This window comes from Chryseolinea sp. H1M3-3 (assembly GCF_029360725.1).
In the GTDB taxonomy this organism is placed as follows: Bacteria; Bacteroidota; Bacteroidia; order Cytophagales; family Cyclobacteriaceae; genus Chryseolinea.
Window position 1 is genome coordinate 293108 of record NZ_JARKMY010000009.1, and the last position, 15252, is coordinate 308359.

12 protein-coding genes are annotated in these 15252 nt (G+C 41.7%); 2 read left to right on the forward strand and 10 right to left on the reverse strand.

Annotated features, from left to right (window positions below):
• Positions 1-199 precede the first annotated feature (199 nt).
• From P2W71_RS15900 to P2W71_RS15930, 7 genes are all read right to left on the reverse strand, one after another.
• Positions 200-1207 carry a cytochrome d ubiquinol oxidase subunit II gene (locus P2W71_RS15900; RefSeq protein WP_276372267.1) on the reverse strand — a complete coding sequence of 336 codons (1008 nt, stop codon included), beginning with the start codon at positions 1205-1207 and terminating at the stop codon, positions 200-202.
• A gap of 2 nt (positions 1208-1209) precedes the next feature.
• Positions 1210-2535, reverse strand: a complete 1326-nt coding sequence (locus P2W71_RS15905; protein WP_276372468.1) for a cytochrome ubiquinol oxidase subunit I — start codon at positions 2533-2535, stop codon at positions 1210-1212.
• A gap of 465 nt (positions 2536-3000) precedes the next feature.
• Positions 3001-3411, reverse strand: coding sequence for a DoxX family protein (locus P2W71_RS15910; protein WP_276372268.1), 411 nt, complete (start codon positions 3409-3411; stop codon positions 3001-3003).
• A gap of 227 nt (positions 3412-3638) precedes the next feature.
• Positions 3639-4322: an HAD family hydrolase gene (locus P2W71_RS15915; RefSeq protein ID WP_276372269.1), complete on the reverse strand. Its 684-nt coding sequence runs from the start codon at positions 4320-4322 to the stop codon at positions 3639-3641.
• A gap of 108 nt (positions 4323-4430) precedes the next feature.
• Positions 4431-4976, reverse strand: coding sequence for a hypothetical protein (locus P2W71_RS15920; protein ID WP_276372270.1), 546 nt, complete (start codon positions 4974-4976; stop codon positions 4431-4433).
• Between the two features lie 179 nt (positions 4977-5155).
• Positions 5156-6484, reverse strand: coding sequence for a xylose isomerase (gene xylA, locus P2W71_RS15925; protein ID WP_276372271.1), 1329 nt, complete (start codon positions 6482-6484; stop codon positions 5156-5158).
• A gap of 43 nt (positions 6485-6527) precedes the next feature.
• On the reverse strand, positions 6528-8045 hold the full coding sequence (locus P2W71_RS15930) for an FGGY family carbohydrate kinase (RefSeq protein WP_276372272.1): 1518 nt from the start codon (positions 8043-8045) through the stop codon (positions 6528-6530).
• A 290-nt stretch (positions 8046-8335) separates the two neighbouring features.
• On the opposite strand from P2W71_RS15930, the gene P2W71_RS15935 reads away from it, so the two are divergent.
• Entirely contained in the window at positions 8336-9031 is a 696-nt protein-coding gene (locus P2W71_RS15935) for an NUDIX domain-containing protein (RefSeq protein WP_276372273.1), read from the forward strand.
• Positions 9032-9065: 34 nt separating this feature from the next.
• Here the strand turns inward: P2W71_RS15935 and P2W71_RS15940 are convergent, their stop codons facing one another.
• From P2W71_RS15940 to P2W71_RS15950, 3 genes are all read right to left on the reverse strand, one after another.
• A complete protein-coding gene (locus P2W71_RS15940; RefSeq protein ID WP_276372274.1) occupies positions 9066-9344 on the reverse strand; it encodes a hypothetical protein in 279 nt (92 codons plus the stop codon).
• Between the two features lie 237 nt (positions 9345-9581).
• Positions 9582-11282, reverse strand: coding sequence for a sodium:solute symporter (locus P2W71_RS15945; RefSeq protein ID WP_276372275.1), 1701 nt, complete (start codon positions 11280-11282; stop codon positions 9582-9584).
• Between the two features lie 168 nt (positions 11283-11450).
• Positions 11451-13937, reverse strand: coding sequence for a PIG-L family deacetylase (locus P2W71_RS15950; protein ID WP_276372276.1), 2487 nt, complete (start codon positions 13935-13937; stop codon positions 11451-11453).
• A gap of 230 nt (positions 13938-14167) precedes the next feature.
• Here P2W71_RS15950 and proB point away from each other — a divergent pair, with 230 nt between their 5' ends.
• Complete coding sequence (proB, locus tag P2W71_RS15955; protein ID WP_276372277.1) at positions 14168-15250, forward strand: glutamate 5-kinase; 1083 nt, start codon at positions 14168-14170, stop codon at positions 15248-15250.
• The last annotated feature ends 2 nt before the right edge of the window (positions 15251-15252 follow it).

Genomic DNA, 15252 nt, shown 5'->3' on the forward strand with positions numbered 1-15252 from the left:
ATATAGGTGATGTTAACATCTTTTAAGTCAATTCATTAGAGCTTATTACAAAAGTTTTACTTAAGTCATATAACCATATAATATTTGGTTATTCCACCTCCGTAGGCCTCTTTTGTTCATCTGGTTAAGCGTGTTTTAAAAAGGTCCTACCTGGCAATCAATTCTAAGGACCAGAAAAATGAGCGGGGATCGTTACCCGTCATACATTCTCTTTCTTTTGAAAACTATAGTATAAGTAAAACAATGCAGGTAGAATAAAAACGCTTCCAATTAATAACGCCCAACCCAGAGCCTGCATGGTTTTAGCAGGCGCTATGTTCTCGAGCAAAGAAATTTTGGCATCACCCTGCAATATTACCAAGTTCGGAAAATGGGCGTAACTGACTGCCAGTAGAATCATGGCAACCTGCAAACCTACCAGGATACGAGGAAGCATTACCCGCGGTGTATCAATCCATCGCCACATGAACAATAGGGAAAGCGTGGCAACAATCACGGCCATTAGACCAACAGGGTGACCAAACACCCAGTTTAATAAAGGTATTTCATCTAAGACGGCCGCAAGGAATACCAGCGCCCCGGTACCCACGGCTGCTATATTCATCCGTTTCGCCTTGCTAACAAAACGCCGACGGTCATTTTGATTTTGAGCCTCTCCTATTAAATAGATTGAAGCCATAAATCCACATAAGAAAACAGTAAATAATCCGACCGACAGTGAAAACACATTGAACCAGGAGAAAACGTAGGCTTCAGCAAATGTAGTCGCAGCTTGGTTTATATGTCCCGAGATGGTGCTTCCGGCAATGACGCCGAGGAAAAAGGGCGTTAAAAAACTGGACCATATAAAAACATTATTATAAAGTTCCTGCATTTCATCCCGGACAGCATCATAATGTCGAAACACAAATGCAGTGCCCCGCGCGACAATACCCATCAGCATAATAAGCAACGGAATGTGTAGGTAAACCGATAGCGTACTGTATACCATCGGAAATCCGACAAACAGAATCACGATAGCAATTATAAGCCACATGTGATTAGCTTCCCATATAGGACCTATGGCGTGATATAACGTGCTGCGCGTGTGCCGGATGTTTTTTTGCGAAGTAAACATCTCGATAATTCCGGCGCCAAAATCTGCTCCCCCCAACACCAGGTACAGGAGAATTGAGAGATACAGGTATGAAATAACAACATATTCCATGTTCAACTTATTATGTTGTTTTCCGACTTACCATATAAAACCGGTACCATTTTAATCTGTCTATAGAGCAAATAAATAACGGCTATGCTCAGCAAAAAATAAACAAGGGTAAACAAATAGAAAGACCACTGTATTCCGGGCATGGGAGTAACAGCGTCGGCAGTGCGCATAATGCCTTGTATTATCCACGGCTGGCGACCCACTTCAGTAACTGTCCAGCCGGCCTCTACCGCGATGAATCCCAACGGCATGGCTAATACAAACAGCTTTGGCAACCACGCCGAATAAAACCATTTTCTTTTAAATAGCGTCACAAAAAATACAATCGAAATCAACATCATGATCACACCACATCCGACCATCACCTGAAAGGCATAATGGACAATTGACACTGGCGGCTGATCTGGTTCCGGAATTGAATCTAATCCTTTGACTTCTGATGTGAAATCGCCGTGTGCTAGAAAACTTAACATACCTGGCAGTTCAATAGCGTAATCGACCTTCTTGTTTTTTACGTCAGGAATACCGCCGATGATCAGTGGGGCGGATTTCTGCGTATGAAAATGCGCTTCCATAGCAGCAAGTTTTGCTGGCTGTCGGCTCGCTATATCCTTTGCAGAAAAATCGCCACTTATTGGCTGGAGAATGGCGGCGACGGCCGCAAAGATTGCAGCAATCTTAAATGCCCTTGAATGGAATACTACATTCTTCTTTTTCAGAATCATGATGGCGTGAACCCCTGCCACGGCGAATCCGGTTGCCACGAATGCTGCCAGGCTCATATGTAATGCCTGAGAAAACCAGGCTTGGTTGAACATGGCTTGTATTGGGTCGATATTTAAGTATTCACCATTAACGTAGTCGAAACCAGAAGGACTATTCATCCATGCATTTGCGGAAACGACCAGTATGCCGGAGGCTAATCCACTAGCCCCAACCACGACACCCGTTATCCAATGAAACCAAACGTTAAAACGACCCCATCCATAAAGAAAAAAACCTAGGGCGATCGCTTCGATGAAAAATGCAGTGCCCTCCAGGGAAAATGGCATTCCAAATATTGGACCTGCGTGCTTCATAAAAGATGGCCATAGCAACCCCAGTTCGAACGAAAGAACGGTACCCGATACAGCTCCCGTAGCAAAAAAAATTGCGACACCTTTACTCCACGCCTTGGTTATGTTTTTATAAACTTCATCTTTTGTTCTGATCCACTGATAATGGGAAACGGCCATAAAAAAAGGCATAACCATGCCAATACAAGCATAGATAATATGGAAGCCAAGCGATAAAGCCATTTGCGATCTGGCTGCCAGAAAATCATCCATATGCGTAGCGTTACATTGCTTAACAAAAGTAATCACGGATTGCATATTTCATAGTTTAACCGGCGCTGATAAAAAAATCAAATGTTCATTGTAACCAGCATGAATGTGCCATGCGCGCTTTAACGCGTAAAAGCTAAATCTCATCCTGTCACAATTGCTTGTAATCTCATCTATTAAAATGCGTCTAATATTATTCTTGGCTTTTTGATTTCGGACGCTGTTTCAAAATGTGCAGTAGCCTGTAGGTACGATCGCCAAGCTAAAAGAAAGCATTGAATCGGATGAGTGTGGTGGTGAACGAAACGTCACAAGAAATTTACTGCCGAATCACGCCAGGCCTGAAGAAAAAAATCAGCGCTGTAAAGACGAACAACAAAACATGGATGCCCGCTCTAGCACCGCTGATGTAAGAACACGAATGGGTGGATCGAGTATCTTGCATTTAAAAAAAACTAGAGGTGACTTTTATTTTCTATTCAGCAGTCTGTCGACGGAATATTTACCGCTTCCAAATACAAAAAGTACTATGAAGATTAATAGAAATAATAACGGTTTTTCCTTCGTGGAAAACGGATCGTTTGCGTGCGCATGGAATGCAGCTACCCCCATTGCTATGATCAGGGGCAGTGACGCCAGGCGTGTACCTAATCCAAGAATAATCAGTATCGAGCAGATTACTTCAGCGAAAACGACGAGTACAAGGGAGATCGCCGGCCCGAAGCCAAAAGGATCCGCAAATTTTATTTCCTCACCGGAAGTGAGCCTGTTGAGTTTAGGCAGCCCATGCGTTAACATGAATGCACCTGTAGCAATCCGTACTACCAGAAGGCATAAATGAGCAAGTGATTCGGAGAAGGAGGTACTGAATATTTTCATAGCTAAAGTGTTCAAGTGTTGAAGTTCTGCGTGTTGAAGTGTGATGCAAATAGCGTGTTGGCGTGTGAGGTCGATTTGTTTTCATAAATCACAAAAGTGATGCAAGGGTGAAATTTTAATTGGGGCATTGATTTATAAACCGATGGCAAGCTGTGAAGCAATTAGTAATGATCGAAACAGTTTTGGAGCAGTGGCTCATAGCTGCCATTCACGGTGAATGACTGTGACTACAAATGAGAAAGGATCTCCTTTAGGTGCGTGAATTGTTTGAAGTTCGTATGGTTGACTTCATATTCAATTTTTTCGTGGCCCCAGGTGACATGATAGGGAATATGAAATGCATGTCCTCCGATGTTCAATACCGGTAGTATATCTGATTTTAAAGAATTGCCTATCATTAAAAAATTTTCGGGTTGAATATCAAGATGCTTGATTAACTTCCGAAAATCAGCTTCACCTTTTTCAGACATAATTTCTGTGTGATGGAAATAATGTTCTATCCCGGACTTTTTCAATTTTCTTTCCTGGTCAAGAAGGTCTCCCTTGGTAGCCACAACCAATCTATACCGGCCCTTCAAAGTTTGAAGTACTTCATCAACCCCGTCAATTTTCTGAATGGGCTTTTGTAATAGTTCCTGGCCATATTCAATAATTTTTTCGATCACGCTCACATGGATTGTCTTGTTGGAGATCTCCATGGCAGCTTCAATCATCGACAGCATAAATGCCTTTATACCGTAGCCATATAGTGGTAAATTTTTAATTTCAATTCGCAACAATTCTCTAGCTGAACTATGTTGAGGCAAGTACGCCTCCATAAGTTCGCAAAATTTCTTCTCAATTTCCTGAAAGTAATTTTCGTTTTCCCACAAGGTATCGTCGGCGTCAAAGGCAATTACTTTTATGTTCAAAGTGTTTATGTATTTGGATGTTAGAGTGTTTATGTACAGCTTACCGCTTACATGCTAATATAACGTACGCGAAACAATTAACAATAATTCAAAATTCATCAAAATAAATTACCAGTCGTCGTTGATTTTTTTCTGGGCGAGTTCTACATATTGAAGCTTGTCTGTAAAAGCTTGATCTAGTAAACCCAACATGTTCGGGCGGCACCAATCCTGTGCTAACACAGTGCCATTATTCTTGCACGCATAGCTGGTCAGTTCATCTTTTACTGTAATTTTTTTGTATCCGATATCGCCTGTAAGCATGATGGTATGAAAAGTAATTCTATACTTGCCGTCTTTAACGCTTACGTCTACACTTCCACTGTACTTTCCTGTTTGGATGATGGGAGGTGTGGCAACCTGCGTAAATTGAAACTTCTTATAATCGACCGTAAGATCATTAACATCAAACGTCACCCCTCCTTCCTTCAGCTTTAGGTTGCTAACATAAGGAAGTGATTTGTAAAACGTTTCCATTTTTTCAGCAGTCACCGAGTCGAGGGGTACAATCTTCTGGTAGATGATTTCTTGTTCGGAAACTTTGAAATTGCCGTACGAAGTTGGCTGACTATAAAGAACAGTGGTTACTAAAAGAAAGAAGATTAGCAGTCGCATAACAAGTGATTTTTACTAAATATATGCAGTAACCAGCAGGACAGAGAAGAAGGCACGGTAAGGCGCGGGATAAGTCGTGGCGCAGAGGAAAATCGGGGTTTAGTGCGTCTGAAAAAGCACAAAAAAGTTAACCGCCTGCCTTTTGAAAAGCAGACGGTTCAGGTTAACTGGGTACTATCTTAAATGAATTTATTGATCAGATTTTCAAAATATTCTTGTCGGCCGCTGATTTGCTGAGGCTCGCCATTTTGACGGGCAAGTTGTCTTAAGCTTTCAAGTGATAATCTACCTTGGTCAAATTGCTTCCCTTTTCCAGAATCAAAAGAACTGTAACGTTCTTTACGAAGATTCAGGTATTCTCCATCATCGAGGATTGCCTGGGCTGTAAGTAACGCACGGGCAAAAGAGTCCATACCACCGATGTGTGCGTAAAATATATCTACCAGGTCAGTTGAGCTACGTCTGGTTTTAGCATCGAAGTTTACCCCTCCGTTTTTGAAACCGCCCGCTTGCAAAATAACCAACATAGCTTCTGTCAACTCGTACAAGTTGTTAGGAAACTGGTCAGTATCCCATCCATTCTGGTAATCACCACGATTTGCGTCAATGCTACCCAGCAATCCAGCATCTGCAGATACCTGCAATTCGTGTTGGAACGTATGATGTGCTAATGTAGCGTGGTTTACTTCAATGTTTAGTTTAAAGTCGTCCATCAAATCATGTTGACGAAGGAAAGCAGTTACGGTTGCTGCGTCAAAATCATACTGATGCTTAGTAGGTTCCATCGGCTTTGGCTCGATGAGAAATGTTCCTTTAAATCCATTCTTCCGTCCATAATCACGAGCTGCATGAAGAAAATTAGCAAGGTGTTCTTGCTCACGTTTCATATCAGTATTTAATAATGAAACATATCCCTCTCTTCCACCCCAGAACACATAATTAGATCCGCCTAGAGCAATCGTTGCATCGATGGCATTTTTTACTTGTGCGCCAGCCCAGCATACAACGTTAAAGTCAGGGTTGGTAGAAGCGCCGTTCATATAGCGCGGATGAGAAAATAAATTGGCTGTTCCCCAAAGTAATTTTACACCAGATGCTTTCTGTTTTTGTTTCGCGTAGTCAACTATTTTTTCAAGTCTGGATTCGGATTCTTTCAATGTCTCGGCTTCTTCAACCAGATCGTAATCATGAAAGCAATAAAAGGGTGCGCCTATTTTGGTAATAAACTCAAACGCTGCATCCATTTTATCGTAAGCGCGTTGCATCGGATCAGCACCCTCATTCCACGGGAAATTTTTTGTGCCAGGTCCAAAAGGATCACCACCGGTTCCACAGAAGGTATGCCAATATGCAATTGCAAAGCGAAAATGTTCCTCCATTGTTTTTTTACCAACTCTGCGTTTCGGGTTATAAAATTTAAACGCAAGAGGATTATCTGACTCAACGCCTTCAAACTTAATAGGCTTAATGCCTTTAAAGTAGGTCTTGTCTCCAAGTGTAGCTTTCATAGTTACCGGTTTTGTATTGTATTTGATTAAAAAATTAAGCGTATTAAATACTTGATTGTAAATGTTTCATCCAATGCTGATATGCTTCTGCATAGGGCGATTTTAATTTGTCACTTGGTTCTTCCGACCGGATTACTTTTAATCCTTTAAAGGCTTCTTCAAATGAGTTATAGACTCCAGCTCCCACACCGGCACCCAATGCTGCACCCTTCGCTCCGTCCGTATCATATAATTCCAAACGTGCATCGATGGTATTAACGAAAGCTTCCCGGAACAAAGGACTTAAAAACATATTCGCATTTCCTGCACGGATTACATTGGTTTTTAATCCCATTTGCTGCAATACGTCAAAACCATACTTCAATGCAAACACAATTCCTTCCTGTGCAGCCCTGAATAAATGTGATTGCTGATGTCTATTAAAATTTAAGCCGTGAAATGAGCTATTAATATTTTTGTTTTCCAATACACGTTCTGCTCCATTGCCGAACGGAAGTACCACTAGCCCGTCGGAGCCGATTGGTGCTTCTGCAGAGATCTTATTCATCCTGTCATAGTCATATGGAACACCGGTACTTGTATTTTTTCGTAGCCAACTGTTGAGTATACCGGTGCCGTTAATACAGAGCAAAACTCCATTACGGTGTTCAGGCTTGTTTTTAGTGGCGCCTACCGCTGCTTGATTATTTACATGAATAAAAGTGTTTACCCTGGACTTCGGATCATAAGCATTTTTTTCTGTGACGCTATAAATCACACCGGAAGTTCCTGCTGTTGCTGCAGTTTCTCCAGGATTCAACACGTTTAATGAAAAAGCATTGTTAGGTTGATCGCCTGCGCGATATGCAATGGCCGTCCCTTCTTTAAGACCGAGCGTATCGGCCGCAGATTTTGTTAATTTACCCTGCACTGAAAAAGTAGGAACCACAGTAGCGAGCAACGCAGGGTCTATTCCATAAAAACTCAGCAATCGTTCCGGAGAAGTATTTTTTTCATAATCCCAAAGCATGCCCTCTGATAGTCCTGACGCGGTGGTAACAATCTCGCCCGTTAATCGCATGGCAATAAAATCGCCTGGAAGCATTACTTTATATATTTTCGCGTAAACCTCGGGCTCATTTTCTTTTACCCACTTTAATTTAGATGCTGTAAAATTTCCAGGCGAATTTAATAACCGCTCCAGGCAGTATTTTTCACCCAGCTTTCTGAAAGCTTCATTTCCAATTTCAACAGCGCGACTGTCGCACCAAATGATTGACGGCCTAAGCGCCTTCTGATTTTTATCAACACATACTAGCCCATGCATCTGATATGAAATTCCAATCGCAGCAATATCCGAAGCCTGTACATTACCCTTCTGAAGGCAACTTTTGGTGCTTTTTATTACATGGTCCCACCACATTTCAGGATCTTGTTCAGCCCAGCCCGGTTTTACTGCTAACATGGGCATTTCTTCTGACGGCGACTGCGCTGATGCAACTGATTGACCCGTTTCTGAATTAACCAATGAAGCTTTAACAGAAGAACTCCCTAAATCATAACCCAATAAGTAACGAGCCATAAACCCTGTCCGTAATGTTCAATAATAACTTATAGTAAATTTGACTACAAGGTAATTAAATTTTTATATTTGGCAACGATTGTTATGCTGAAAAGCTTACATACCCTCAACCGGCTACAAATGGACGCAATAGATAGGTTTTAGGGGGTCTAAAAAAAATGAATTTTTTACTCTTGAGCCTCGTCTTCCTGTTGGGGTACGAAAAAGCTCAACTTATTTTTGCCTGCCATAAAATATATTTTTTGCAGACACAGTTCAACACTGTATGTTGTACGCTGTAAACTTTATCCATGAAACAGATACCCGCCACTGACATCATTATTGAAGCGTTGTCTATCGACTGCTTGATTTTCGGATTTAAAGAAAATAAGTTGGATATTCTTCTTGTCCAGCATGGAGAAGGTATTAGCAAAGGCAAGTGGGCGCTTCCGGGAGGCTGGATTAAATACAATGAAGGAATTGATGATGCCGCCACACGCATATTAAGAGATCTTACCGGTGTGTCCAACATCTATCTGGAGCAGCTTGAAGCATTTGGAAATGTTGACCGGTATCCTACCAAGCGCGTGATCACCATTGCTTATTATGCACTGGTTAAACCCGAGGACTATACGCTGCAGGCGGGCTTCACAGCCGCTGATGCAAAATGGTTTAGGGTGAATGGCATACCCGAACTTCCTTATGATCACGCAAAAATTCTAAGACAAGGTTTAGAATATCTCAAACACAAATTGAGACACGAGCCAATCGGATTTAATCTCCTTCCGAAAAAATTCACACTGCTTCAGTTGCAGGAATTGTATGAAGCCTTGCTGAATAAAAAATTGGACAAACCTAATTTCCGGAGGAAATTGATGAAAATGAATCTGCTTGTTCCCTGCAAGGAAAAACAAACTGATGTATCACATCGCGCGGCCAACCTTTACCGATTTGACAAAAAGATTTATGATAAGCTCGCGGAGAAAGGTTTTACGTTTGAGTTGTGAGAGAAGTGGCGTACGAAAAAAAGCTGTTTAACAATCACTTACTCTTCACCACCCATCGCATGAGATTAATCCATGTAGGATGATAGTCGGTACGTTTTAAAATTCCATTTAGGAGGGGTTGAATTTTCTTCATACCAAATTCAATGAATGCCTGACGTTCGGATATTTCCCGCGACTGGTTGAGCAAATATTTATTAAAATCTTCTTTCCAGCCTTTAATATTAAACGAAAATTTTTCCTCCAATACATCCCATATTTTTTGAATATGAACTTCTTCAAAACTATTCTCTACATCCCGTGGCAGCCTCACCATATACTAATTTAATTAGTTATTCAAATATACAAACTCATTTTATTAGTTTTAAGAAGGAGACCGGTTTTTTTGTCGCAGGAAATTTTAAATAAGGTTTCGAGATTAGCAGCTTATGCAAATCAATACCAGAAGTGCTGTAGAGGCAGGTTTCAGTCAGATGGCCAATGAGAGTTGAACTATATCTTTAACATTCGGCAAGAATATAAAAGTGAATTGCGTACGTGATTAATGTAGAAATCACTTTTTTCTTAAACTGTCGCTGGGCATAAATGCTTGAAGAACTATGGAAAGCCCGATCACGGCAGCACATCCTATAATATTATAAAGTAAAAATGCAATGTCTGTATAAGCATAACAATAAAGCACGATGCACTCGGCCACAACTGCAGCCCAAAATACCGCCGTGCCTTTTACCCACTTGATATAAAAAGCAGTCAAAAATATTCCGAGTATGGTGCCGTAAAACAAAGAGCCAATGATGTTTACAAATTGAATTAAATTTTCCGCAAAGCTTGCAAGCATGGAGAATACCATCGCTATAAGCGCCCACATTATTGTAAACCACCTGGAAGCTTTCAGATAATGCATAGGACTCGCACTGGCATTGACAGAACGCCTGTAAATATCTATTGTTGTTGTTGATGCCAGTGCATTCAACTCTCCGGCCATGGAAGACATTGCCGCCGAAAACATCACGGCCAACAGCAATCCAATGACACCGTGCGGTAAATTGCTAAGCACGAAATTCAAAAATATATAATCCCGGTCCTGCGTCTTTGCGTTGGGAATCGCAGTACCGATGGTTGCTTTCACAGAATCCCTTATTATAACTTCCTGCTTCTGTAATTCTTTTACAGCTTCACTATGTGTTTCAATGTTTGCCGCATCTTCTTCATGAATAGCTTTTACCAATCCATCCACAGCCTTTCTTTTTTCCTGATATAAAGAATTGTAATCCGCTTCCAAACTATTCAACACCGGTGCGCTGGAAGTCTCCATGGCGCGTTCTTTTAGCACGCGGTTGTGAAAAACCGGTGGTTGATTAAATAAATAAAACACGTAGACCAATACACCAATGAACAGAATAATAAATTGCATTGGAATCTTCAGCAATCCATTAAAAATCAATCCTAACCTGCTCTCGGCGATAGAAGTCCCACCAAGATAACGTGCTACCTGCGATTGGTCTGTCCCAAAGTAGCTTAAAAACAAAAATGTGCCGGCTATCAACCCCGACCAAATGTTGTATCGATCATTGGGATTGAACTCCAGGTTCACCAGATTCATTTTACCCAACTCTCCCGCTATCTGCACGCTGTCACCAAATGAGACGTGGTCTGGCAACATATACAACGCCAGGAAACCTGCCAGAATCATTCCGCTCATAATCACCGTCATTTGTTGACGCTGTGTAAGACTCACGGCTTTCGTTCCGCCGCTGACAACATAAATGATCACGAGTGTACCGATGATAACTGTTGTAAAAGTAACAGACCATCCCAATATTGTAGATAACACGAGCGCAGGCGCAAACAACGTAATGCCCGCTGAGAGTCCACGTAGCACTAAAAAAAGCAATGCCGCCAGCGACCGCGTCTTTATGTCAAATCGAGATTCAAGAAATTCGTAGGCGGTAAAAACTTTTAAACGATAATAGATCGGCACCATTGTTATCGAAATAATCACCATGGCGATCGGAAGTCCAAAATAGAACTGCAGGAATCGCATCCCGTCTTCAATCGCTTGTCCGGGTGTTGACAAAAATGTAATTGCACTTGCCTGTGTAGCCATGATCGACACGCCGATCATCCACCAGCGCATCGAATTATCCCCTTTGAGAAATCCTTCAACTGTTTTGTTTCCGCGCGTTCTCCAAACGCCATAGGATACGATGAACAATATAGTACCGAACAATACAGCCCAATCGAAATAATTCATGAGAACGAATTCGTTAACAGATAATAAAGAACAATTTGAATGAGAAGCACACCCAATACAAGCCAATACCACCGGCTCCAGGATTTAAACACGGGAGGCTTTTCATCAAGATGCGTTTTACTCATAAGACTGTGTAGTCGGTGGATATTTGATGTGGAATGGTTAAGATCAGCTCTTTGGCTTTTTTGCTTTACCCAACGAGATGATGTTGGTAAATAATTTATAGGCCCCTGAAACGCCTTCAGGCAGTTGGCGGAAAAATGATAATCCCGTGTACACGTAATGGCCTTCACCATATTTAGCGATCAGCAAACCGCCATCTTTTGCGGGTTCACCGTTATCGTTCATAGAAAGCAACGCTTCATAGTTAGGATCCCATTTATTCGGAAAATAAAGTCCACGTTCTTGTACCCAACCTTCAAAGTCCCGGGCAGATATTTTGTTCGGCAATGAGAGCAAAGGATGATCAGGTTTTAAAATTCGCACCCCGGCATTTTCGTCGGTCACACGGTCCCTTGAAAGTGTTATCGGAAAGGGAGCAAAATTGCTTGTTTGCAAACGGCCATCGGTATTATACTGAACAACCAACGTACCGCCTAGCCGAACATACTCCATTAGTGCTGGCATGAAATATCGAATACGTTCATGAACATTTAAGGCGCGAATTCCCAAAACGACGGCATCAACACGTTTAAGATTATCTTGCGTAATTTCTTCAGCTTTCATTTCCCAAACCTCATATCCAATCGTACGCAACGCTTTGGGAATTTCATCGCCTGCTCCTGCGATGTACCCAACAAGATTGCCCTCCTTTTTTAGATTGATCCTTGCGAGCTTTGCTTCAGCAGGAGGTAAAAATGTTTGTGTTGGAATATGATCGTAGGCTAGTGTTTTAATTGCCCGATCGTATTTTTTGCCATTAACTTCTGCAACCGCACGAAGCACGGATGTGATTTCCGTTTTCGCTGGATGAATATTAAAATCGAAAGTCATTTCTTCGCCCCTTGATTTTAATTCGAAGGGAATCGTCGCTGGTTCTGAACTCCAATCTGTGGGTAGCTGTAGTTTCAGTTCCCCCTTCATTGCGTTTGCACTGGCCGACTTCATTCTTACGATAACATGGCGGGGTTGATCATCATTGAATATCAAAACGTTTTCTGCCAGGTCAACGGACAACGGCGGTACAATTTCCACAGGTCTCCACAGCTCACCTTTTACGGGATCTGTCCATTTATAAATGACAGGTTTTATCACGACCATAGACTCCTCTCCGACTTTTATTTTGAACTCCATCATAACGGCCGGGTCGTTTTGCGACTTTCCGATTAAAGATTTGTCAGTTACATTAAAAATTCCCGGCTCATGTGATTTTTGCAACCAGTATGGATCGGAATACGATTTAGAGGCTAGCAAGTTTTTTTTACTTTTGAGGACGTTGGATACATTGTCCTTCATCTGCAGCAAAAATGTCGAATCCATGGAAAGATCCTGCGACTTCAGTTGCAGTAAATCTACTACGACTTTCGACCGGTTGATGGCTTCAACATTTATTTGAATTTCCTCACCTGGAGAAATCCAATATTCCGATGCTTTCACTTCCAGATGTAACCCTAAACAATCCTGGATCAACTGTTCAACTTCTTTTAGTTTACGGCTTTTCCACACCCCGTTTTCCAAATTCAAAATCTCTTTTCGAATCTGGAATAAGATTGGTACACTAGCCTCCGGATGTTCGTCATCGAAACTTTGGATGGCTTTCGTTACAACGGTCTGAACTTTTGAACCGCCCTTCACCCTGGCCCATGTGGTATTGATTCCTTCAAAAAGATCTTTGTTTGCTTTCTCCCCTTTTGCATATTCAAAAAATTCGTGATCGTTGCCACGTTGGCCTGGCCGACCCCAGCCCTGACTTTTATGTTGGCTACTACTTAATGCGGCTATTTCGGTAATGGATTTACCCAATAATGGATTATATGTTCCGACGTTGAGCGCCACGATGCCGGGCGTATTTTCATTAATCGAATTATTCCACCAGCGGCCCGTGTTGGTATAAAGTCGTTTGACTTGCCAGGTGCCGAACTCTTTTACTTGATCAGGATAGACGTTACTTTGTGCGGCGATGTCAAAAGCCTCCAGGGCCAGCATCGCTGATCCGGTATGATGACCGTGTCCTGCGCGCGCATCGGGTGGAAAGCGGGTAATGATTACATCAGGCTGATATTGACGAAATACTTTTACCACATCCGATAATATTTCATCCTTGTTCCAAATCTTAAAAGCCTCATCGGCCGATTTTGAAAAACCAAAATCAATTGCACGCGTAAAAAATTGTTGCCCACCATCAATGCGCCTTGCTGCCAGCAGTTCCTGTGTGCGGATCAATCCAAGCAAATCACGTATTTCAGGGCCTATTAAATTTTGTCCTCCATCACCCCTGGTCATTGCCAAGTAGGCAGTCTCCATTAATTTGTCGTTTGCCATAAAAGAAATCACCCGAGTGTTCTCATCGTCCGGGTGCGCAGCAACATACAAGACCGAACCAAGGACATTCAGCTTCTTTAGCTTTTGTTTTATTTGCGCAGCGTCAGGCTGTTGCTGTCCCGATGAGATGAATGAGACAAATAATAAGGGTATAGAAAAAAGTAATCTCCGCATTCGTTTATGGGTTTTCTGCGAATTAACATAGAAAAGTCCAATTATATGAATGACTATGTTATGAACGGGCTCCGGTAAATGCTTACAATCGTTGGTCATGTTAATCGTTGGTGCAAAAAAGATTCGTGAAGGTATAACGAACATGTCCGTTATAGATTTTTGTCTAGCTGATGCGAAAGCCGTATAATTGGAGGCCATTTTTTGAAGGATCGATTATAATGGCTTTTCAAATGAGTGCATCTAAAAAGAAGATTGTAGCTATAAAGGTTGGTTCAAACGTTATCACCAATAAGCAAGGTTTACCTGATGAAGAGGTGATCATTAATATCTCCCGCCAGATCAAAAACTTAAAAGATCAGGGTTATCAGGTGCTTTTGATTTCTTCCGGAGCCGTGGCCGCTGGTAAGAGTTTATATCAATTCCAAAAGAAAGCCGATACGGTGATACAGCGTCAAGTGTTGGCGTCTATAGGTCAGGTTAAACTTATCTCTTTATACAAAGATGTCTTCGACAAGCAAAATATGTTATGCTCCCAGGTGCTGGTGACAAAGGAAGATTTTAAAAGCCGAACGCATTATCTGAACATGCAAAACTGTTTATCGGCATTATTGAGCAACAAGATTGTACCTATTATAAATGAGAATGATGTAGTTTCCGTTACAGAATTAATGTTTACTGATAACGATGAACTGGCGGGTTTGGTAAGCGCTATGATGAATGCAGATATGCTGATCATTCTTACCAACGTTGATGGAATCTATAACGGAGATCCTGATCTTCCCGGGACGAGCATTCTTTCTACTTACGATGCAAAAAAAATTAATCTCGAACAGATTGCAACGGGAAAGAAATCCGGTTTCGGCCGTGGAGGAATATTAACAAAGTGCCAGACTTCTGAAAAAATCGCCAGCATGGGAATTCCGGTCCATATTGCAAATGGGAGGACCGGGGATATTATCCTTAAAGTGTTACAAGGTGACGAAATCGGTACACGGTTTCCGGCAAAGAAAATAACCTCCAGCTTTAAAAAATATATGGCCCATGCCTATGAGGAACCAAAGGGCAAGGTTGTTATCAATCAGGGCGCGAGAGAAGTACTACTCTCTTCTTCCAAGGCGCATAGCCTGTTGCCTGTTGGAATAGTTAAGGTGATAGGCACATTTAAAAAAGGTGACATTATTCGTATAGTGGACGAAAAAGATAAAGAAGTGGGCCTTGGGTTAGCAAAGTATGGTTATAAGAAAGCGAAAGAAGTCCTGGGATTAAAAAACCAGCCGCCATTAATCCACTATGATCATTTATATTTACACTGATT